Origin of the sequence: Pseudomonas sp. (assembly GCF_048265905.1) — a bacterium.
Lineage (GTDB): Bacteria > Pseudomonadota > Gammaproteobacteria > Pseudomonadales > Pseudomonadaceae > Aquipseudomonas.
Window position 1 is genome coordinate 22314 of sequence record NZ_JBLXAP010000004.1, and the last position, 21339, is coordinate 43652.

Below are 21339 nucleotides of genomic sequence, written 5' to 3' on the forward strand. Positions count from 1 at the left end.
CCGACCGTTGTGGTCGGCACTGGAGTATTTCTTGACCCTCTTCGGGGTTTTTTACCTGTTAAAGCAAACCCAATTGCTGCGCGGTTCGATCCACTGCGCGGCGGGTTTTTTCGACCAGTTCATCCAGGGTTGCGTGATCGGCAACCAGTGCTGGCGCCATGATCATGCGACCAAGGGTCGAGCGAATAATGACGCCCTCTTCAAAGCCGAATGTGCGGCATTGCCAGGTGATATCGCTTTCGTTGGCGAAGCGTTTGCGTGTGGCTTTGTCTTCGCAAAACTGCAGCGCCGCGACCAAGCCAGTTCCTTGAATTTCACCAATCAATGGGTGGTCGGCAAACACCTCACGTAGGGCCTTTTGCAGATAAGGGCCTGTGTCGTTTTTGACTTGGCTGACAATCTGCTCATCGCGAAGCGCCTTGAGGTTGGCGATGGCTACGGCTGCGGCAACCGGGTGGCCTGAATAGGTCAGGCCGTGGGCGAAGACGCCGCCTTGCTCGACCAATACTTCAGCCATGCGCTTGCTCAGCACCAAGCCGCCCATTGGGATATAACCTGAGGTCAGGCCTTTGGCGATGCTCAGTGTGTCAGGCTCAAAACCGAAGTATTGGTGGGCGAACCACTCGCCCGTGCGGCCAAAGCCACCAATGACTTCATCGGCGCACAGGAGCACGTCGTACTTACGGCAAATTCGTTGGATTTCTGGCCAGTAAGATTCAGGCGGGAAGATCATGCCGCCAGCGCCTTGGAAGGGTTCTGCAACAAATGCAGCGACGTTTTCAGCGCCGAGCTCGAGAATCTTGGTTTCCAGTTCTCGGGCAGCTTTTAAGCCAAACTCGGCTGGACTCAGGTCGCCACCTTCGGCGTACCAATAAGGCTCACCAATGTGGGCGAAGTCAGGAAGCATTCCACCCATTTCATGCATAAAGCCCATGCCGCCCAATGCAGTGCTGGCCAGGGTCGAGCCGTGATAGCCGTTCCATCGGCCGATCATGATTTTCTTCTGCGGTTTGCCGAGGATCTGCCAGTAACGACGCACGGTGCGGATCAATACCTCGTTGGCCTCGGAGCCGGAGTTGGTGTAAATCGCATGGCTGTAATGAGCGGGCAACAGGCTGAACAACAGCTCGGAAAGCTCGATCACCGCCGGGTGCGTGGTGTGGAAAAACATATTGTAGTAAGGCAGTTGTTCAAGCTGCTGGGTCGCCGCTGCAGTCAAGTCTTTGCGGCCATAGCCCAGGTTGGTGCACCACAATCCAGACATGCCGTCGAGGTAGCGTTTGTCATCGTTGTCCCACAGGTTGAGGCCCTGGCCTCTGACCATGACGCGCGCACCTTCTGCGTTCAGCGCCTTCTGGTCGAGGAATGCATGAATGTGGTGAGCCGCATCCAGAGCCTGATAATCCTCGGTCGTGCGTTTGGGGGTGAACGGGGCAGTCATTGCAAAACTCCTCTTAGGAAACCTCTGAAAAACTACTGCGCTATCTTTTTCAGCGGCTTTTTAGCGCAGCTGAAACCAAGTTGTTTTTAGTTGGGTAAATTTATCGAATGCATGCAGCGACAGGTCGCGGCCGAAACCGGATTGCTTGCCGCCACCGAAGGGTACGGTGACATCCAGTGCGTCCACGGTATTGACTGAAACGGTGCCAGCCTTGAGCTTTTTCGCAACGCGGTGCGCGCGGTTGAGATCATCACTCCACACCGATGCAGCGAGGCCATAAACACTGTCGTTGGCAAGTTTGATGGCTTGTTCCTCAGTGTCGAATGCGATCACCGCCAACACCGGGCCAAACACCTCTTCGCGGGCGATCTGCATCGTGCTGCTGACGTTGCACAAAATGGTTGGTTCAATGAAGTTTGTTGAACCGTTTAACTCAAGTTGCTTGGCGCCACAGACGACCTGCGCGCCTTGATCACGCGCTTGCGCGATGTAATCGAGAATTCGTTGGGTCTGGCGTGAGTCAACAATGGCGCCGGCAGTGCTGGCCGGGTTGAGCGGATCACCCGGCAGCCAGGCGCGGGCTTTATCGATAAGTAGTTCAACAAACTGATCATGAATCGAGCGCTCAACCAATAATCGTGAATTGGCTGAACAGACTTCGCCCTGATTGAAGAAGATGCCAAAGGCAGCTTTCTCAGCGGCCAGTTCAAGGTTCTGACAATCAGCAAATATCAGGTTGGCGCTCTTGCCGCCGCACTCCAGCCATACCTGCTTGAGGTTGGATTGCGCGGCGTACTGCATAAAGTATTTGCCCACTTCGGTGGAGCCGGTGAAGACCAAACTGTCGACATCTGCGTGTAACCCCAGCGCTTTGCCTGCGGTTTCACCCAAGCCCGGCACCACGTTGAGTACACCGGCGGGAAGGCCCGCCTCAAGCGCCAGTTCTGCTAAGCGCAGGGCCGAGAAGGGCGATTGCTCGGCGGGCTTGAGCACCACGCTGTTACCGGATGCCAATGCAGGTGCAAGTTTCCATGCGGCCATATCCAGTGGGAAGTTCCAGGGCACAACAGCGCCGATGACACCGAGCGGTTCGCGGGTGATGGTTGCCAGCGTGTTGGCCGCAGTCGGAGCGACTTGGTCATAGAGTTTGTCGATGCTCTCGGCATACCAAGCGAACACGTTAGCCGCGCCCGGCACATCGATATTCCAAGCATCCATCACCGGCTTGCCCATATTCAGGGAATCAAGCAACGCCAGCTCTTCACGATTTTTCAGGATCAACGCCGCAAGCTTTTGCAGCACGGCTTTACGTTCCACTGGGGCCATGCGCGCCCAAGGACCATTGTCGAATGCTTCACGTGCAGCGCTAACGGCCAGATTAATCTCTGCTTCACCGCAGGCACTCACTTCGGCGAGTACTTGTTGGGTGGCCGGGTTGATGGCCGCGAAGGTTTCGCCGCAAGCTGGGGTAACCGGTTGGCCTGCAATCAGCGCGGTGGTGATAAAGCGTTGCTGCTGCGCACGTTGTTGCCAGTCACTGAGTTCAAACACCGAATTAACCCTCGATCACTGCCCAAACTGAATAGGCGTTGTTGATTGCAGTGAGTCGATGGTGGCTGATGCGCGCGCTAAGGAAAATTATTAAATATGTCTTCGGGGTATATGAAAAAGCTGGTTAAGCCAGCACCAATTATGAGCGCCATGCATAGCGATTGTGCAGTAAGGTTAAACGAAGGCGGTTTTATCCTTGCGGTTGCGCATCCGCGCAGTGTGCAGATGGTTTGGAACGGCCAACATAACCAATAACAGCAGTGAGTTATTTGAGTTTCAGCGAGGCAGGGCGTGTAATTTGCTTACAACTGCCGATGCATTAAACCGAGTAATCAAACACTGCAATGCCCCATCCTGGTTCGTCGGGATGGCCAGACGAGGTTTATCGTGGCGGCTTATACCCTGCGTCAATTGAAGTATTTTGTAACCACCGTCGAATGCGGCAGCGTGGCCGAAGCATCGCGCAAGCTGTACATCGCCCAACCGTCGATTTCGACTGCGGTCAAAGGCTTGGAAGAAAGCTTTGGTGTTCAGCTATTCATTCGCCATCACGCTCAAGGCGTATCGCTGACGCCCAGCGGCGCGCGCTTTTACCGTAAGGCACAAGAGCTGCTGCGCATGTCCCACGAGTTTGAGCAGAATGCGCTGGCGGATAACGACGTGGTCTGCGGACAGATTGACATCGGCTGCTTTGAAACAGTTGCGCCCTTGTATTTGCCAGGATTGATTGCGGGCTTTCGCACCCTGTATCCGGGTGTGGATATCCGCATCTTTGATGGTGAACAGCAAGAGTTGGTGCAGGGTTTAACCGGCGGCCGATTTGACTTGGCGATTCTGTATGAGCACGACCTCGATGGCACCATTGAGGTCGAACCGCTGATGCCGCCACAGCCGCCTTATGCACTGCTCCCGGAAAATCATCGCTTTGCGCAGCAGGCCCAGGTTTCCCTGCGTGACTTGGTGTTGGAGCCGATGATCTTGCTCGATGTACAGCCGAGCCGTACCTATTTTGTCAGCCTGTTTGAAGAGCTTGGCCTGACGCCGAACATTGGTTTCAGCTCACCCTCGATCGAGATGGTGCGTGGCATGGTTGGCCAGGGTTTTGGGTTTTCGGTGCTGGTCACCCGGCCACGCTCGGAATGCACCTACGACGGTCAGAAAGTGGTGATGGTCGATATCAGTGAAACGGTCACCGGTTCAGGCTTAGTCGCCGCCTGGCTCAAGCGTGCGCAGCTAACCAAACCGGCGCAGTTGTTTGTTGACTATTGCAAACAGCATCTAGCTCCGCCGAGCGAGACAAATGGCGGATAAAAAAGCGCTATCCGCCCTACGGGAATTGCCGTTGTAGGGTGGTCAACGCGCAGCTTGCCCACCGTGGTTCAAGCGTCAAAACCTTAGGATATGAGCCAGCTGGTGAGATGCTCGCAGCCGTTATTGGCGGATAAAAAAGCGCTATCCGCCCGGTTTTGTTAGCCATTGCGCTAAACGACTGAACATGGCGTCGCACTGGTCGAGCTGTGCAATGCTGATGAATTCATCGGGCTTGTGCGCTTGCTCGATACTGCCGGGACCGCAGACCACGGTGGCAATTCCGGCTTTATCAAATAAGCCGCCTTCGGTGCCAAATGCAACGGTGCTGAAGTCATCGCATTGGCTGAGCAGGGCAATCAATCGTGCGGCAGGACTTTTCGCGTCGGTTGCCAAACCCGGATACGCGGAGAGTTGACTGAATTCAATTGCTGTCTGTTTATCGACTGCGTGCATCTTGGGCAGCAACTCATCCTTGGCGAACTGCTGCATTTGGTCGGCGACTATTTGCGGATTATCCGATGGCAGCGCACGAACTTCGAAATCAAACTGGCATTCAGCGGGGACAATGTTCAACGCCCGCCCGCCGCTGATTACACCGGTTTGCACGGTTGAAAAGGGTGGATCGAAACGTGGGTCGTGTAATTGCGGTGCGCGTAGGTGCTGGCCGATTTCACCGAGTTTGCCAATCAGCTGTGCTGCGTATTCGATGGCATTAACGCCTTGCGGTGCGTACGCCGAGTGGCAAGCCGCACCCTGAATATTGCAGCGCATGGCCAACTTGCCTTTATGCCCAAGCACCGGCTTCATCAAGGTGGGTTCGCCGATGATACACACGCTCGGTTTATGCGGGCGTTGCTGCAAGTCTGCGAGCAATGAACGCACGCCCAAGCAGCCAACCTCTTCGTCGTAGGAAAACGCAAAATGCACGGGCTGCTTGAGTGGTGCGGCCAGAAACTGCGGCACTGCGGCCAGTACGCAGGCGATAAACCCCTTCATGTCGGCACTGCCGCGGCCAAATAAACAACCGTCACGCTCGGTCATGGAGAAGGGGGGCAGGGTCCATGCCTGGCCATCGACCGGCACCACGTCGGTATGCCCTGAAAGCACCACGCCGCCAGCGATATCCGGGCCAATAGTGGCGAACAGATTAGCCTTGCTGCCTTCGGTGTTGAAGAGCAACTGACACGGGATATCAAAGCTTTTGAGGTAGGTGCTGATAAATTCAATCAGCGCCAGATTTGACTCGCGGCTTACGGTATTGAACTCAATCAGTTTGCTCAGTAATTGACGGCTGTTTTGCATGACTAATCTCTTCGGTAAATAGCGCTATTCGTCGCCAGGCACGCCATAGTTCGGGGCTTTGGTCGGGTCGAGTGCGCGGATTACATAGTCCTGCATCTGTGGGCGATAGGCTTGCCACAGTTTATCCAGATTGGTGACTGGGTCCTGCTCTGACCAGTCTACTCGCAGATCAACAATTGGCCAGAGCAGGTCGCTCACCACCGACAGCGCAGCCGAATGCACCGGTCCGGCTTCGCCACCGGTTTTTATCGCAGCATGCATGGCGCTTAACAACCGGTCTGCCAAGGCTTCGCCAGCGCTGTCTTCGAAGGCGCGAACCATGGCCTCGATCACCGCCTGGTTACTCAAAAGATTGCCTGCCGCCACGCAACCTTCACCCGCCAGAGCATGGTTAATTCCCAGCGCCTGGCTGCCAGTGAAGTGTGCGGTTTCACCGTCCATGTCGATCACGGTGACTTGCCGGTATTGGCTGTAGCCGTGGCGAGAAAGCGCCTTGTCGAGTGCGCTGGCGGCAGACTCGCCACCTTCCAGTAAGTCGAGAATCTCCGGGCCAAGTGCAGGCAAGGTGATATTTTGAGTTGAAACCGCGCCAACTGAGCTTCTCAACCACGGACAACGTGCACCCACCGCGATACTTGATGAACTGATGGCGATTCCCAGTTGGCCGGTTTCTGGACAACGGCCGACAATTGAAAAGGTCATGCTTGCTCCTCGGGGATTACGGCAATTACGTCAATTTCCATCAGCCACTGCGGCTGGCCAAGCGCCGAAACCACCAGACCGGTTGAAATCGGAAATACACCTTTGAGCCATTTGCCGACTTCCTGATACACCGCCTCACGAAAGCGCGGGTCGGTCAGGTAAGTGGTGGTCTTGACGATGTGGCTCATGTCGCTGCCAGCCTCTTCAAGCAATTGCTTGACGTTCTTCATGGCTTGCTCAGCCTGTGCACGCGGATCACCCAAACCCACCAGATTGCCGTCAAAGTCGGTGCCAACCTGGCCACGTACATACACGGTGTTGCCCGCCCGCACAGCTTGGCAAAGGTCGTTATCCAAAGACTGGTTGGGGTAGGTGTCTTTGGTGTTGAACATACGGATGCGAGTGTGTGTCGGCATCAGCTGACTCCCATGATTCGAAGGGGTTTTGAGACGTCGCTAACTTCAGCCTGACGCTGCGCGGCATCGCGGTAGTCGCGGTATTTATGCTGCGTGACGATGTGATCGGCAATGTGTTTGGCGTCGTGCCACACGCCCCAGATAAAGGTCGAGCCACGACGTGACAACCAAGGTAAACCGAGAAAGTAGATGCCCGGTTCGCTGGAGACTCCGCGTTGATGCTGCGGCTTGCCTTGGGCATCGAAGGCGTCAACCTTGAGCCAGCTGAAGTCAACTGCATAACCGGTCGCCCAGATGATTGAAGTGATGCCCGCCGCCGCTAAGTCCAGTTCAAGAATCGGCTGGGTGACGCATGCGGGGTCCGGGTATTTTTTACGCGCCTCGGGTTCTTCTGGCAGGTCGAGCTGATTGCGTTCGATATAGGCGTCGGCGGCGTCGAGCAGCGCCAGATAGTTCTCATCGCCACGTGCCAGGTTCTCGGCAAGGTCCGGCTGAAAGGTTACAACGCCATCGTTGAAGGCTTTGGTCAGGCCAACAAGGGTCATGCCTTGGTGGGCAAGATTGCGAAAATCAATTGTCTGTCCGCCTCGCGCACCACTCACCGCAATGGTGACGTGCTCTTTGCCAGGCTGCGCCGCTTCTGCATCCCACTGGCCAAGTACACCCAGCCACCAACAAAAATCGCGATTGCGATAGCTGCGTGGCGGGCGGTCATGGGCGCCAACCGATAGGTAAACCTGTTTGCCTGCACGCATCAGCTCGTCGGCGATTTGCACCCCGGATGAGCCCGCACCAACCACCAGAACAGCACCTTCCGGCAGCTGTTGAGGGTTGCGATATTCTGCCGAGTGCAATTGATGGATGTTGCTATCTTTAGGCGCAATCGGGGGGATTACCGGACGCTGGAAAGGGCCCGTCGCGGCAACCACACGATTGGCTTCGATGATGCCTTCAGAGGTTTCGATGGTGAAGCCGGGACGGTCGCTATTGCGCACAACTTGCTTGACTTCCACGCCCGTGCGAATCGGCGCGTTGAAGGTCTTGGCGTACTCGACGAAGTAATCCGCTACCTGTTCTTTTGGTGCAAAAGCATCGGGATCGAGATCGAATTCCAGCCCCGGAAATCGGTCATGCCAAGCTGGACCATTGGCAACCAGTGAGTCCCAGCGCCCGGTTCGCCAAGCCTCGGCGATGCGGTTGCGTTCCAGAACAAGGTGTTCTACCCCAAGTTTGCTCAGGTGTTCGCTCATGGCCACACCTGCTTGGCCAGCGCCAACGACAAGTGTATCGATTTGAATGTGTTCAACTGTCATATCTGAGCCCATGTGGAAGGCGGGACTGATTCAGGTCGAGACGCGGCCATTACTGACGGCGCCGAACTGTCTACACCTGCATTCTGTCGACCGGGGCTGATTAGCGAAATTATGTTTTTTGTCGTTGTTGCCTATCTAAAAGCTGCTTTGCCTTGCAGCTATAAGCCTCTAGGCCAATGCTTGCCGGGATCGGAGGTTTGATTGAGCGCAGGGCTTTGGCGCAGGAAGCAGTTAATAACCGTGCGCAAGACAGCACAGTCACCGCGAAGGTAGAGGTCAAAACATCGCCAATGGCTTCAGGTTTGTGGCATTGGTAGCGTGGAGATACTCAGTCTGGGAGACTGGCACTGCTCGGGAGTGAGTGCATTTGAAATCTGTGCATGGGTTTCCAGGCGAACACAAGACTGATCAAGCAGGTGCTAGAGCGTGAGGCTTGCGGTTGGACGTGGCGTTACATCACTCCTGACTGGCCCTGAACGGGAAAACGAGGAGGTCTTTGAACACACTTTCTCTGCGATCGCTGCATAACGCTGAACCAAAACTACCAAAAGGAAACTGGTATGGGTTTTAAACGCAATTCGCTGTTGTTGGCACTAATAGGAGGTTTACTGGTGAACCAGAATGTCTCCGCCGCGACGGGCGCTACACCGCTGGATGCAAAAGCCAGTGAGCCACAAGTGCTGGGCTTGATGCAGGGCACACCACCGGCGGCAGATAAAGTCGTGAATTTTTCCAACTTTCTGCAATTTCCTTTTACTCGCTGGTCGTTCTCCCACATCCGTGAAGTGGTGCCTACGGTGCAGGTATCCCGCGGCGGTGGTGCGGTAAGCGTACTGCCGCGCGCCGAACGAGACGATATCGATGGCCTGAGTTTCAAACCCATTGGTAGCGACAAACCCATGACCTGGAAGCAGTCGCTGGCCGCCAACTACACCGATGGCATTGTGGTGCTGCACCGCGGAAAGCTTGTGTACGAACGTTACTTTGGTGCGCTTAAACCTGAGGGGCAGCATATTGCCTTTTCCGTGACCAAATCCTTTATTGGCACTCTGGCTGCGATACTGGTTGCTGATGGGACGCTGGACGAAAACGCGCTGGTGTCACGCTATGTACCGGAGCTCAAAGACAGCGCATTTGGCAATGCTACCGTGCGGCAAGTAATGGACATGACCACCAGCATCGATTACTCCGAAGACTATGCCGACCCCAAAGCTGGTGTTTGGGAGTACGGCCGCGCCGGCCATCTGATACCGCGTCCTGCCGGCTATACCGGCGCCACCTCCCTCTACGGCTTCTTGCAGAAACTTAAAGCCAAAGGCGAGCACGGCCAGGAGTTCGCCTACAAAACCGTTAACTCCGATGCACTGGCTTGGGTGGTGCAGCGGGTAACGGGTAAGCCCTTTGCCGAGCTCTTGCAAGAGCGAATTTGGAGCAAGCTGGGCGCAGAGCAGAACGCCTACATCATGGTTGATGAGGTCGGCACTGGCTTTGCCGGTGGTGGTTTCAATGCCAGCCTACGGGATATGGCCCGGTTCGGCGAGGCCATGCGCCTCAATGGCCGCTTCAACGGTCAACAGATCATCCCCGAAACGGTGGTTGCCGATATCCGCAAGGGTGGGGATCAGAAGCAGTTTGCCAAGGCAGGCTACAAAACCTTGCCAGGCTGGAGTTACCGCAATATGTGGTGGGTAGCCAACAACGATCATCAGGCATTTACAGCGCGGGGTATCTACGGCCAAACCATCTATGTCGATCCCAAGGCCGAGATGGTGATTGCCCGCTTTGCTTCCTACCCGGTGGCGATGAACGCACAGATTGATCCGACTTCACTGCCTGCTTACTCTGCTTTGGCCGACTTCCTGATGAGCAAAGACAAATAGGGCATTCAACTCTTGATTGACCAGTGCTCTTGCAGTCACTGGTCAATCATCTCCCGCCGCCGGTTAGCTGAAAGGCTCTGGAAGTGCCCGGCGCGAAGACGAATCAAGCATTCCTTTCGGGAATGTATATTATGAAATTAATGAATTTTTATTATTTCATGATATGGCGTAGCTTGATTCAAGGACATGGAGAATTGCCTTGAAATCATCCCCTCTAAATTCGGCTGAAAAATTCGATACTTCACGCGCCAATGAGTACGCACGGCAGAGCCGTATTGCACTTGCAGGGTATGACGCCTGCCAAGATTTGGCTGCGTGCATGCTGGCGGCAAGTTTGGGCAATGCGCGTTCTGCGAAAATACTGGTCGTTGGTGCTGGCGGTACGGCGCAGGAGATTATTGCGATGGCAACGTTGGAGCCGGGTTGGCGCTTCACGGCCGTTGATCCATCCGAGCCGATGCTGGAGGCTGCGGCGCAGCAGTTGAAAGCCAATAATTTGCTCGAAAGAACAAGCCTGCATCTTGGGCATGCTGAAGACCTCACAGCGGACGAATCATACGATGCAGCCACCCTGATCGGTGTGCTCCATCATCTTGATGGGGATGCTGCGAAGCAACAAATCCTGCAATCCATTCGGGCTCACCTGAAACCGGGCGCGCCGCTGATCGTCGCAGGCAATCAATATGCTTATGCCAGCCAACCATTACTGCTTGCCGCTTGGGGGCAGCGGTGGCGACAGCATGGCGCCAGCGCGGATGAAGTGAAGGCCAAACTTGGGAAGATACTGCAAGGTGCCGATCCTCCACACTCCGAGGCAGCGGTTCAAAAACTCCTGCATGACGCCGGGTTTGGTGATGCAACGCGTTTTTTCAGTAGCCTTTTCTGGGGTGCATGGTTGACCTGCAAAGTGGTTTGAACAGGGGTGCGAACGACTGCTTTTGTACAGTTTCAGTTGCTCGTAACCGGCAGCTATCGGCCAGAACTGACCTTCAAGGTGTCTAGAAAATCAGTGGTAATTCAGCATTTACAAAATGCTAAGCTTCCTTTGCTTTCGTATTGTTGTTGAATAACCGTATCTGGCTGACTTCAGCCCTTAACATCAGGCTGAAATCTGCTAGAGCTGAGCGCTCTACGCACCACTTACAAGGCTACGCGTTCCTAGGTTGGGCGGTCCATGCATGTGATGCCGGTGGGCGTTACAATGGCGCCAGCGCCGATTTCCCTGATCGGGCACGCCCGGAGCTAGCTTTTCGATGTTCACCCTTGTCCACCTGGAAACATCGCCGCCAGAGTCCCTGAATTCGCAGGTGCTACAAATGGTGGTGGACTACTTCAGCGATATCAGCCCAGTGTCGTTGACGCCAAGCAATCCGCTCTATCAGTTGTACCAGTATGTGATTGGCTACGAGGTGCATATGTATCTGCAAGCCATGAGCAGCGCTGCGCATAGCGCCCCGAGATTGATCCTGGCTCTGGATAATGAAGACCCCTCGCTGGTGTTGGGTTTTGCCCTGTATTTGCGGAGCCAGGATGATGCCGAGGCCTGCACGCTGGCCTACATGGCAGTTCAGGCCAGCCACCGTCGACGTGGTATTGCCAAGGCCATGTTGCAGCAATTGCTTGAGCATCGTCCCCATGCAGAGTTGGCCTGCGTGGCAAGCAAGGTGCCAACCTTCGAGGCCATGGGGTTTCAGGTCTTGGCAGCGCAGGGGCCACACGTGGTGCTTAGCACTCGAAATTATCGTTCGGGTGGAATGGTGGCGGTGCAGGATCTGGCCCCAATTTTTCAGTCCAAGGAAGTGCGCCAGATTCACACCTATTTGCTGCAACAGCACGGCAAGAAAGCCATGAGCGATGCCGAAAGCAAGCGCGACCGCCTGCTCGACCAACTTGCCTATCAGGCTCAAGCATTGGTCAAAGAGCGTTTTCCTACGATTCACTGATGATTGTTCTGGCATCGAGCTGTCGGAAGCCATTTAAAGTACACAGGGTTGCCACCTGTTTCTGGCTTTTTGTATAGGATCATGAGCTGGATTGTGTAGGAGTCTTCTTGTTTTCTTGTGACCATGCAGTCAAGTTAGTTTAATGTTTCTGTTGTATGTATTCTTTTCAAGCGCAAACTCAAAGAGTGGTTAGGTATAAACCTAGTAGTAGATATTGAGTTGTATTTCATGATGAATAATTTTAATTAAAGGTCATGGCGTTTAATTTACTCAACTGACTCTCTGCCGAAGGAATAATATGAAGAACTCTACCAAGTTATTTATGGCTTCTTGCTGTGCTCTGATTGCTAGTAACGCTCTTGCTGCGGACGGCACTATCGATATTCATGGTAATGTTGTCAGTTCATCCTGTTCTATCTCCATTACTACTGGAGTATCTAATGGATCGAATGCTACTCTCACTCTGCCTGATGTGTCTGTCTCTGCGCTGAATTCTGCGGGGGCTACTGCCGGTTCTAGTCGTATGGCCTTCGCTCTGACTAGTTGTCCGCCGAATGCTGCTATACGAGTTAATTTTGAGTCAAATAACGTTGATCCGAGCAATGGCTATCTGACCAACAACGCAACTGATCCCGCTGGCAACGTTGAGGTGCAGGTTCTTGATAGAGAAAGCAATATTATTGATCTGCGTAATAATTCGGGAAACAATGATTATGCTGAAAATATCTCTGATGACGCCGGTAATTTAAATTTACTCTACTTCGCGCGATATGTTGCTGCTGGCGATGCTGCGACTCCTGGTACAGTGGACACTCAATTGGTTTATACCTTGGAATATAGATAAGCAATATTATTAGAGAAATACTTCAGTGCAATACAATATAAGATAAGCTACAGTGTTGATGTTTTTAATTGGCGGCTTTCTTACTTATTCTGTTGAAAAAGTCGGACGCGGTTTTCTCCGCAGAAAAGTAAGCGCATGAGATTGAAATCTTGAATTGCCGCAAAGGCATTCGGACACAGATTTCACGCAGTAACGCGCAAAACAGGCCCCTATACCGATCAGGTTCCTGGCAGTTTTTAAAAACCGACTTTTTCAACAGAATCTTACTGAAAGCCGCCATTCGTATAACATCCTGGTCGGCCTCCATTACTTCCCTCTCGACTCACCGATCCTGACGCGACCTCTCAACCCTAGCGAATTGTGAGGTGTCTTAACTCCCAAAAAGCCGCCTCAATTTTTATTCGCCTTCTTGAGCCAAGGACATCCAACATGAAGATTATAACCATTGGCGGTGGTGAGATTTCTGAGTTGGAAACGCTGGATTTGGACTCGTTTATTTGCAGCCAAACAGGGAAACGTAACCCAAAGGCGCTGTTTATTCCTACGGCAAGTGGCGATGCCGATGGCTACTGCAAAACCTTTCAGCATGTCTATGGCGATCGTCTTGGATGCGATGTTGATTTCCTTCTGGCAACAGGCTCGGGCTTTTCACATCAACAAGCCGTACAGAAGATTCTCGATTGCGATTTGATTTATGTCGGCGGCGGTAACACTCAAAAGATGCTCTCAATATGGCGAGACTTTCGGATTGCTGACGCCTTACGCCAAGCAGGGGAGAATGGCACCGTTCTTTCAGGTTTAAGTGCTGGAGCCATTTGCTGGTACGAGGCCGGACTGAGCGATTCGGATCGATTCACTGCTGAGCCGGGCTCGCGCTGGAGTCTGAAACGGGTCGACGCGCTGGGTTTTCTACCCGCTGTATTTTGTCCGCATCTGGATAAAGAGCAGCGCCATGCCCCATTGCTAGAGTTAGTGCGCACCTCAGGTGAAAGGGCGATTGCTTGCGACAATGGTGCGGCAATCTATTGGCAAGACGGCGTCGCTCAAGTCCTTACCAGTCTTCCGAACGCCTTTGCCTATATCTACACTGAGCAATCCGGTGAGGTCAGCGTCGAGCGGTTTGGCTCTGGGCAGCAACTACCCCTGTAAATCATTCAAGGCTTCAATTAAACGCCAGTGCATTTGCCAATCACGTCCTCTGTCTCTCATATTGAGCGCTTCCGACACTCGCAGTCAGATGCTAGGAAAAAGCGATGCGCAAAATACCTCCATTGAACTCCGTGCGTGCATTTGAAGCGGTAGCGCGTCATCAGAGTTTTTCTGCTGCTGCCAACGAGCTTTCTGTGACGGTTGCGGCGGTCAGTCATCAAGTCCGCCAGCTTGAAGACGGCTTGGGCCAAAAGCTCTTGGAACGAGGCCGGCAGGCAAGACGATTTATCCGTTGTTACGCGACGGCTTTGATCAGATTGCCCAAGCCTTTGCCTTACTGGTAGCGCCAAAAGCCGGTGACGCCATTCAGGTGTCCACCACACGTGCATTTGCGGAACGCTGGCTTATGCCGCGTCTGGCGAAGTTCAACGCGCTTTATCCCAACCTTGTGGTGTCTATTCATGCCTCGGAAAAGATCGTGGATGTGCGTGCCGGGACAGCAGACTTGGCTATTCGCTATGGGCCGGTCGATGCTGATGTGCGGGGCCCGGTGTTGTTTGCGGATAAGTACATCGCTGTAGCGCACAAAAGCATCTGTCCTGCCGACCGCAAGGCCCGGATTGACGACTTTCACAACCGTTCGCTGTTGGCGTTCAAATGGAAGAATCAAGCGCTGGATGTGCCGTTGTGGTCGTCTTGGCTTGCCCACGTTGAACACGACGCTTCGCGAGAGTTGCGCACTTCTTGGTACAGCGAGGAAACGCTGGCACTACATGCTGTCGAGCAGGGATTGGGTCCGTTGCTATGCAGCAACGTATTGGTTGACGATGAGTTGCGCTCTGGGCAGATGCGTAGAGTGCAAGGGCCGAGCTTGCCGGGCTTCACTTACCACCTGATCGAAGGCACAGGCTCTGCCCCACACAGCAGTCTTTCATTGTTCAGAGATTGGCTGCTGAGTGAGGCAGCGTCATTCAGGGAAAGCGCCCTGAATGAGGCGCAAGAGCCGAGTGGCGACACGGGCACTTAAGCTGGCGAAAGCTGTGGCTTTTTCTCACCAGCCAGTTGCTTGACCAGACTCGGGACAGTGGCGAAAGCATCTGCGATTGAGGCCTCATGTCGAGCGTCGCCAAACTCTTGATAGTCGATGGAAATGCTATGGGTTTGATTCACGCCCAAGTAGTGCGCGCAGGTCTGGATATGAGTGTCCAGGTGGTTCATGGATTCGCGAATGCCGCCGGGGCCAAATCCGAATTCACCACGGGAAGACAGAATGACCAGCTTCTTGCCATCCATAATGGGCTCCAAAGGATAATCGCCCCGGCCCAAGTCAAAGCTGAATGTCTTGCCGATACGAATCACATTATCGAACCATGATTTGAGTTGGGCGGGCATGCCGTAGTTGTACATCGGAGTGCCGATAACGATGACATCGGCGCGGTTCAGTTCCTCAATCAATTCATCCGAGAGGCGCAGCGCCTCGCGCTTTTCGGCAGTCATATGTTCTTCGGGCGTAAACACCGCTGCAATCCACGCTTCTGTTATGAACGGCGGTGGGTTGCGTCCGATGTCACGAACAATAACCGTTGTGTTGCCATCCTGTTCAACCCACGCATCGACAAAAGCCTGCGAGAGTTTACGGCTTAGGGAACGTTCAGATCGTACGCTGGCATCAATGTGCAAAAGAGTCGTCATGGGTTAGGTCCTGTTTAGTCTGAGATTGAATTACCTCAAGGCGTAAACAAGTTGGCCATAACTTACGGCGTTCTGCCTATTGAGTTTTATTAGGGCTGAGTTAAATAAAACTCAACAGTTAAGTTTTATGTGTTCCGCTGGATTGAAACCATTGTTGTTTCAAGTTTGTAGTGGTTTGACTGAAGTTTATAGTTTGTCAGGTTGAGTAAAACTTAACGGCCTGGACTTTATAAAGTGTTGTTTGGTTTTTATAAGTTATAGAGCGCTGGCTCTTGAGTGCCTTAGTGACGTTGAACTCTCTAAAAATAGAGGCAAGCGAGGTGTTTCTGGGAAATTGACCCGGCATGGCGCAGGTTGGTAGGTGGGTGACGTTTGCAGCCAACCGGGGTTTTGCAGGGGTTATAGGATTTTTCATAGCGAGGACGCCAAATTTGACAGCTCTGTCTTAGCCGCTTTGCAGAGGACACAAGCCATGACCCTGAACGCTTTGTCATTCAATGCTGTTGCGCCTGAGGCAGCAGCTGCCGACTTTATTGCTGCGATGGGCAAGTGCGTCAGCGGCGTCACGGTCGTGACCACGGACGGACCCGGCGGGCGCTTTGGTTTGACGGTGAGCGCCATGAGCTCGGTTTCAGCAGAGCCTCCACTACTCTTGGTGTGCATCAATCGCAATAACCTGGCTTACTCAGCAATTGATCGTAACGGCTGCTTTGCGGTTAACGTACTGACTGGCGCGCAGCAACAAATCGCCCAGGTGTTTGCCGGTCAATTGCCTGTTACTAACGGTGATCGTTTTGCCTGTGCAAGCTGGATTGAGCAACACACCGGTGCCCCGGTTTTGGATCACGCCTTAGCCAGTTTTGATTGCTACCTTGAGCAGCAGATCAACCTCGGCAGTCATGCTGTATTTGTCGGGCGCGTGGCGCAGGCACAATCTGCCGAAGGCAGTGCTTTGGCTTACTCGCAGCGTATTTTTGGCATCTTGCATGCAAATGCCAAGTGAGAGCTGATTAATCCTGAACAATAAATAGCCCCGCTGTGGCGGGGCTTGGTAGTGAACTTGGCCGTTGCTCATCGATGCAACGGCGTTCAATCGCGGGTTACGGCTTTAGTTCTGGGTAACGTACTTAAGCAGTTCAACCACTTGTTCCGGGGTTTGCGCCCAAGCCATTGCGGCGGCGTCGACTTCTTTCAGTGGGTGAATGATGTCGTCAGCGTGCAGGGTTATATAGGGTTTGCCCAATGCAGCGCAGAAGCCTGCATCAAACGCAGCATTCCATTGTTTGTATTTGTCGCCGAAGCGGATGATCGCCACGTCGCACTGCTCAAGCAATGTCTTGGTGCGGATCGCATTGACCTTGGATGATTTGTGGTCGCGCCAGAAGCTTTCAGCTTCAGCGCCAAGTACGTCACCCGCGGCGTCGCTGCTTTCATGGTCGGTATTGGCCGAGGTGAATTTGATGTCGAGCTGTGCTTGGGCGGCGCCATTGATGATGCGCTCACGCCAGTCGGTATGAATCTCGCCGGATAAGTAAATTGTCCAAGTCATCAGAACCTCAATGCTTTGTTAAAGACAACCACTATACCAAGCATGGCGCGCCGATGACGGCACGCCAGTTGGATCAGCGTGCAGGTTTTAAGGTCAGGGTGCTGCGGGTATGCGCTGCGACATCGCTGCCGCTAAGGTGCATGGGCAGGTAAACGCCTTGCATATAGCGCTCTGCTTGGTCGCTGTAGTGCTTGTCGAACGGGATACCGCTCTGGCCGACCGGATTGATACCCAGTGCTGTGCTGGCATCGGCCAAGTCGACCAGGCGCCGGGTTGACGGGCCGTAAACCACCGACCATGGCGCAGGACCGACGCGGTGCGACAGGTTGTTCGGCGTTTCATGGCCGCCTGGCGCTGCAAATGGGCCGACATTGAAGATGCGATCCAGCGGCTTTTGCTGGCCAAGCGGATGGTTGTGGGTCAGGGTGTGTGCAGTGCCCCATTTCCAGTTTGCCGGATCGTCGCCCAGAGTTTGCTTGAGGTGGGCAATGCTCGCTTGCCAAGCCACTTTGACCGTTTGCGCACGGTCTTCGACGGCCTCGGTGCTGCGATTATCCCACCACGGTGAGTTAGCGTCAGCAGTCAGGCGGGGCAGCGCCACATCCAGTACGCGGGTGGTGAGCAAGTTGTCGAAAAATGCACCTTGCAACTCATCGCTCATCGCTTGCTTGGTTAATTCATATACAAGCTGGTTAAACAGGGTCGGCGCGGTTGCATCGACTGTGTGGTCGCCGTTCCAGGTTACCAATTGTTCAAGCAGCGCTTGCTCTTGATCATCGGTTGCGGCTTTGCGCAGATCGTCAATGATTGGTGCCAGCAAGCGTGGTGCGTAGCCGGTACCGGGGTCAAGTTGCAGTGCCTGGCTATTTTCCAAATCCCACTTCACTGAGTTGTCAGCCAAGCGTTGATCCAAGCGCTGGCCGCGATCCGGCAAGTTGTAGTAACCGGGGATTTCTATACCGGTAGGTGAAACGGTCTGAAAGTTAGCTGAGATGATATAGCCACGCTGTGGGTTTTCTTCCTGCGGGTTATCACTGAATGGGTAATAGCCGAGCTTGTCTGCTTCTTCCGTGGAACCGTCGAGAATAAAACTCGGGTTTACGCCAGCAGGGCGACGCGGCAGCTTGGCCGCCGCCCACCAGCCGATATCCCCTTTGGCGTTGGCCCAGATCACGTTAAGGCCTGGCGATTCGATTTTCTCTGATGCTGTGCGTGCTTTCTCAAGCGTGTCGGCGCGATTGAGTTGGTAAAAACCTTCGAGAATTGGGTTGTCGGTTTCCAGAAACGCCCACCACATGGCGATAGGTGTTTTGCCTGCTGACTCGCCCAATGCGTCGTTGATAATGGGGCCATGCGGGGAGCGACGCAAAGTTAGAGTGACCGGCTCGGCATCCTTGACGGCAATGGTTTCGGTGCGGCTTTGTAGGTCTGTCCATTGGCCGTTGTACCAAACCTGATTAGGGTTTTGGGGGTTAACTTTTTCGGCGATCAGGTCGAGGTCGTCGTTCTGGAACATGGTGATGCTCCAGGCGAAATCCTTGTTATGGCCCAAGGATGCAACTGGGTTAAGCGCCTGATGGTGGCCGTATAAGTCAAAACCGGGGGCGCTCAACTGCGCTTCGTACCATACCGCGGGTACTGAGAAGCGAATATGCGGGTCGCCCGCCAGCAAGGGTTTACCGCTGGCCGTGCGGCTGCCCGATACCGCCCATGCGTTGCTGCCTTCAAATTGCGGCAAACCCGCTTCGGCGAGCGCTTCATTGCTTAGGCGGGCGATGCTGTTGAGGTCTTTCCAATCATTACTGGCCAGCGGTTGTTGCATAACGCCTTGCGGGTGCCAATCGAGATCAAACACCTTGAGGTAGTCGGCACCCAGTTGGTCGCGCACATAGCTCAACACAGGCTCTGTGCGAAACGCGGCAGCGAAGCTGTAAGCCATGTAACCGGCAACGCTGATGGTGTCGGCCACGGTGAATGGGCGCTTGTTAATGCCCAGCACATCAAACGCCACCGGCGCGGGGTTGTTGTCCTGATACTGGTTGACGCCGTCGAGATACGCTTGCAGCGCTTTGTACGAGGCGCTGCTCTGATCCATCTTTTGCACGTATTCATCGGCGTGTTTGCGGATTTCCAGGGTGCGGAACAGGCGGTCGGTTTCAACCAGTTTGCTGCCTAACACCTCTGCCAGCTCTCCGCGCGCCAGGCGGCGCATCAACTCCATCTGGAACAACCGGTCTTGGGCATGAACAAAGCCCAATGCGCGGTACATGTCGGTTTCGTTTTCAGCCTTGATATGCGGCACGCCACGCTCGTCGTAACGCACGCTGACGGGGGCTTTGAGGTGTTGCAGGGCAACGTCCCCCTCGCGCTGGGGTTGTTTGCTGGTGTAATACCAACCGCCGCCGGCAGCGGCTAGAGCAACAATCACGGCCAGTACAGAGAGCGAGCGCTTCATTCAATCATCCTTATTATTGTCTTGCGGTTTAAACCGCCCTTTATGTCCCTATTGTGCGGACTAGGCAGGTCCACGGCATTGACCAAATACATAATTGCTGAAATTATTTGGTCAATTAATCGTTGTTTATCCACAAGGCGCATATGACTGTTGAACAGCCGCTGCCAGCCGCGATCAGCCTGACTCACTCGGCGACTATGCGCCGTCTGTTATATGAGGGTTTGAGCAGCCTGGGCTTTGACCCGACCGATACTTATCGACGCGCCTATGCCGGTGCGCGTCTATCGCCGCCATTGCTCGATAGCCGCCATGAACATGACCACGCACCGCGCTTTTGGCAGGCGCTGGAGCAGTTAACTGGCGATGTGGATATCGGCCTGCATTTGGGCGAGGTGATGAAACCGCGACCGATGGACGTGGTGGGTTACTTGCTCTTGGCCAGTCGAGATTTGCGTCAGGCGTTGGAGAGCTTTGTGCGTTTTCAGCACATTCTCTCCGGTGGATTTGCTGCGCGGCTTGAAGAGCAGCGCGACAGTGTTCGGCTGATCATCGATCTCAATTATCGAGGTGTCGGCTCGCTGCGTCAGCAAATTGAGTGTTTGGCGCTTCTTTGGCAGAAGCAGTTGAGCAGCGTGACCGATGATGAATTCAGCTTAAACGGGGTTGAGTTTCGTCATCCGCAGCCGCGCCGTATCACTGAACATCGGCGTCTGTTTGGCATTACTCCGCGCTTTGGCCAGCGCCACGACGCGTTGATATTCCCTCAGGCAATGCTTGCGCGGCCTTCGCGTAGCGCTAATGCGCGACTGTTCGAGTTGCTGAGCAAGCAGGCGACGATAGAACTGGCAGAGTTGAGCGAGAACCTGTTACTCGAGCGAGTGCGCAACTGGTTGGAGGCTAATCTGGGGCAGCAGTTGTGTGGTCTGCAGGCATGCGCTTCGGCGTTGAATCTGAAACCGACGGCGTTGCAGCGGGATTTGGCGGCGCAGGGCAGTAGTTTTCGTCAGCTCCATGATGAAGTGCGCAGGTTGCGTGCGCTGACGCTGCTTGCGCAGGGCATGGCCACGCGTGATGTTGCGCGTGCGTGCGGCTTTGCGGAGTTATCACCTTTCTACCGGGCGTTCAGGCGCTGGCAGGGTGGGACGCCAAAACAGAAAGAGCGGCGTTGAACGATTGGCTATTTATCGCTCGCGGTCCAGTCGCAGAAACAGCCAACCGCCATGTTGTTGCTGGCGCTGACTGAGCGACCATCAACCAGAGCATTAAGAATTGGCTCAATAAAGCTATTGCTGGAATTGCAGGTGAGTCCCGAGCTGTAAGGGCCAAAGTAGGCGAGTTTGCCTGTTCGGTCCCAAATCGCTACCGCCGGGCTTGCGGGGAGCTTTTCGTTGCCCGGCAGTTGCGGCAAGGGTTTTAATGCGCTGAGTGTTTCCGGCAAATTACCGTTGGTTCCGGGTTTTTGCACCGCGTAAAATTCAACCCCTTGCGGCGCGAAGTGTTCGACCAACTCGGCCAAATGCTGTTGATTGCCGACATTGCACGGGCATGCAGGGTCCCAGAAATGCACCAGTCGAATCGGCCCGGGCCCGGCGATCTCTGCGGGCAAGCGAATATCTGTGCCAGTGAAGACCGCAGTACGTTCGCTGAATGCCCGCAGGTAACGTGCCTCAAACCACAAGAACGCCGACAATAGCGCGATGATCACTGCAACGGCGGCGATACTGGCAATGATAATTTTACGGCGAGGTGCTGGCATGAGGGCTGTGCTTTCTAATGGCTGTATAGCTTGCC

The 21339-nt window shown here is 54.3% G+C and carries 19 protein-coding genes and 1 pseudogene; 10 read left to right on the forward strand and 10 right to left on the reverse strand.

What is annotated here, in order from left to right; translation table 11 throughout:
• Nucleotides 1-58: 58 nt before the first annotated feature.
• On the reverse strand, nucleotides 59-1441 hold the full coding sequence (locus tag ACN0UH_RS07515) for an aspartate aminotransferase family protein (RefSeq protein WP_417661473.1): 1383 nt from the start codon (nucleotides 1439-1441) through the stop codon (nucleotides 59-61).
• A 60-nt stretch (nucleotides 1442-1501) separates the two neighbouring features.
• Nucleotides 1502-2992: an aldehyde dehydrogenase gene (locus tag ACN0UH_RS07520; protein WP_417661474.1), complete on the reverse strand. Its 1491-nt coding sequence runs from the start codon at nucleotides 2990-2992 to the stop codon at nucleotides 1502-1504.
• 387 nt (nucleotides 2993-3379) lie between these two features.
• On the opposite strand from ACN0UH_RS07520, the gene ACN0UH_RS07525 reads away from it, so the two are divergent.
• A complete protein-coding gene (locus ACN0UH_RS07525) occupies nucleotides 3380-4303 on the forward strand; it encodes a LysR family transcriptional regulator (RefSeq protein ID WP_417661475.1) in 924 nt (307 codons plus the stop codon).
• 141 nt (nucleotides 4304-4444) lie between these two features.
• Here the strand turns inward: ACN0UH_RS07525 and argE are convergent, their stop codons facing one another.
• From argE to ACN0UH_RS07545, 4 genes and pseudogenes are all read right to left on the reverse strand, one after another.
• Nucleotides 4445-5605 (reverse strand): acetylornithine deacetylase, encoded by a 1161-nt coding sequence (gene argE / locus ACN0UH_RS07530; RefSeq protein WP_417661476.1) that lies wholly within the window; start codon nucleotides 5603-5605, stop codon nucleotides 4445-4447.
• A gap of 24 nt (nucleotides 5606-5629) precedes the next feature.
• Nucleotides 5630-6307, reverse strand: coding sequence for a DUF1028 domain-containing protein (locus ACN0UH_RS07535; protein ID WP_417661477.1), 678 nt, complete (start codon nucleotides 6305-6307; stop codon nucleotides 5630-5632).
• Nucleotides 6304-6723: a RidA family protein gene (locus tag ACN0UH_RS07540; RefSeq protein WP_087515177.1), complete on the reverse strand. Its 420-nt coding sequence runs from the start codon at nucleotides 6721-6723 to the stop codon at nucleotides 6304-6306. Before ACN0UH_RS07540 ends, ACN0UH_RS07535 begins: the two co-directional genes overlap by 4 nt.
• A pseudogene (locus ACN0UH_RS07545) lies at nucleotides 6723-8070 on the reverse strand (flavin-containing monooxygenase). The gene ACN0UH_RS07540 and the pseudogene ACN0UH_RS07545 overlap by 1 nt, the downstream one beginning before the upstream one ends.
• Before the next feature lie 526 nt (nucleotides 8071-8596).
• On the opposite strand from ACN0UH_RS07545, the gene ACN0UH_RS07550 reads away from it, so the two are divergent.
• The 7 genes from ACN0UH_RS07550 (at nucleotide 8597) to ACN0UH_RS07580 (ending at nucleotide 14879) form a co-directional block, all read left to right on the forward strand.
• Complete coding sequence (locus ACN0UH_RS07550) at nucleotides 8597-9916, forward strand: serine hydrolase domain-containing protein (RefSeq protein ID WP_417661478.1); 1320 nt, start codon at nucleotides 8597-8599, stop codon at nucleotides 9914-9916.
• Nucleotides 9917-10115: 199 nt separating this feature from the next.
• Nucleotides 10116-10832, forward strand: a complete 717-nt coding sequence (locus tag ACN0UH_RS07555) for a class I SAM-dependent methyltransferase (RefSeq protein WP_417661479.1) — start codon at nucleotides 10116-10118, stop codon at nucleotides 10830-10832.
• 337 nt (nucleotides 10833-11169) lie between these two features.
• Nucleotides 11170-11859 (forward strand): GNAT family N-acetyltransferase, encoded by a 690-nt coding sequence (locus ACN0UH_RS07560; protein WP_417661480.1) that lies wholly within the window; start codon nucleotides 11170-11172, stop codon nucleotides 11857-11859.
• Between the two features lie 298 nt (nucleotides 11860-12157).
• Nucleotides 12158-12703, forward strand: a complete 546-nt coding sequence (locus tag ACN0UH_RS07565) for a fimbrial protein (RefSeq protein WP_417661481.1) — start codon at nucleotides 12158-12160, stop codon at nucleotides 12701-12703.
• 429 nt (nucleotides 12704-13132) lie between these two features.
• Nucleotides 13133-13852 (forward strand): Type 1 glutamine amidotransferase-like domain-containing protein, encoded by a 720-nt coding sequence (locus ACN0UH_RS07570; protein WP_417661482.1) that lies wholly within the window; start codon nucleotides 13133-13135, stop codon nucleotides 13850-13852.
• Nucleotides 13853-13956: 104 nt separating this feature from the next.
• Complete coding sequence (locus tag ACN0UH_RS07575) at nucleotides 13957-14196, forward strand: LysR family transcriptional regulator (protein ID WP_417661483.1); 240 nt, start codon at nucleotides 13957-13959, stop codon at nucleotides 14194-14196.
• A complete protein-coding gene (locus ACN0UH_RS07580; RefSeq protein WP_417661484.1) occupies nucleotides 14145-14879 on the forward strand; it encodes a LysR substrate-binding domain-containing protein in 735 nt (244 codons plus the stop codon). Before ACN0UH_RS07575 ends, ACN0UH_RS07580 begins: the two co-directional genes overlap by 52 nt.
• On the opposite strand, the gene ACN0UH_RS07585 is transcribed toward ACN0UH_RS07580, so the two are convergent.
• Nucleotides 14876-15544, reverse strand: coding sequence for an FMN-dependent NADH-azoreductase (locus ACN0UH_RS07585; RefSeq protein ID WP_417661485.1), 669 nt, complete (start codon nucleotides 15542-15544; stop codon nucleotides 14876-14878). The two genes, ACN0UH_RS07580 and ACN0UH_RS07585, sit on opposite strands and share 4 nt — an antisense overlap.
• A 472-nt stretch (nucleotides 15545-16016) precedes the next feature.
• On the opposite strand from ACN0UH_RS07585, the gene ACN0UH_RS07590 reads away from it, so the two are divergent.
• Nucleotides 16017-16547 carry a flavin reductase family protein gene (locus tag ACN0UH_RS07590; protein ID WP_417661486.1) on the forward strand — a complete coding sequence of 177 codons (531 nt, stop codon included), beginning with the start codon at nucleotides 16017-16019 and terminating at the stop codon, nucleotides 16545-16547.
• A 105-nt stretch (nucleotides 16548-16652) separates the two neighbouring features.
• On the opposite strand, the gene ACN0UH_RS07595 is transcribed toward ACN0UH_RS07590, so the two are convergent.
• Both ACN0UH_RS07595 and ACN0UH_RS07600 read right to left on the reverse strand, forming a co-directional pair.
• Entirely contained in the window at nucleotides 16653-17093 is a 441-nt protein-coding gene (locus ACN0UH_RS07595; RefSeq protein ID WP_087515199.1) for a YtoQ family protein, read from the reverse strand.
• Nucleotides 17094-17166: 73 nt separating this feature from the next.
• On the reverse strand, nucleotides 17167-19548 hold the full coding sequence (locus tag ACN0UH_RS07600; RefSeq protein WP_417661487.1) for a penicillin acylase family protein: 2382 nt from the start codon (nucleotides 19546-19548) through the stop codon (nucleotides 17167-17169).
• Nucleotides 19549-19691: 143 nt separating this feature from the next.
• Here ACN0UH_RS07600 and ACN0UH_RS07605 point away from each other — a divergent pair, with 143 nt between their 5' ends.
• Nucleotides 19692-20717 carry an AraC family transcriptional regulator ligand-binding domain-containing protein gene (locus ACN0UH_RS07605; protein ID WP_417661488.1) on the forward strand — a complete coding sequence of 342 codons (1026 nt, stop codon included), beginning with the start codon at nucleotides 19692-19694 and terminating at the stop codon, nucleotides 20715-20717.
• 8 nt (nucleotides 20718-20725) lie between these two features.
• Here ACN0UH_RS07605 and ACN0UH_RS07610 read toward each other — a convergent pair whose 3' ends face one another.
• On the reverse strand, nucleotides 20726-21304 hold the full coding sequence (locus tag ACN0UH_RS07610) for a DUF6436 domain-containing protein (protein WP_417661489.1): 579 nt from the start codon (nucleotides 21302-21304) through the stop codon (nucleotides 20726-20728).
• Nucleotides 21305-21339 lie beyond the last annotated feature (35 nt).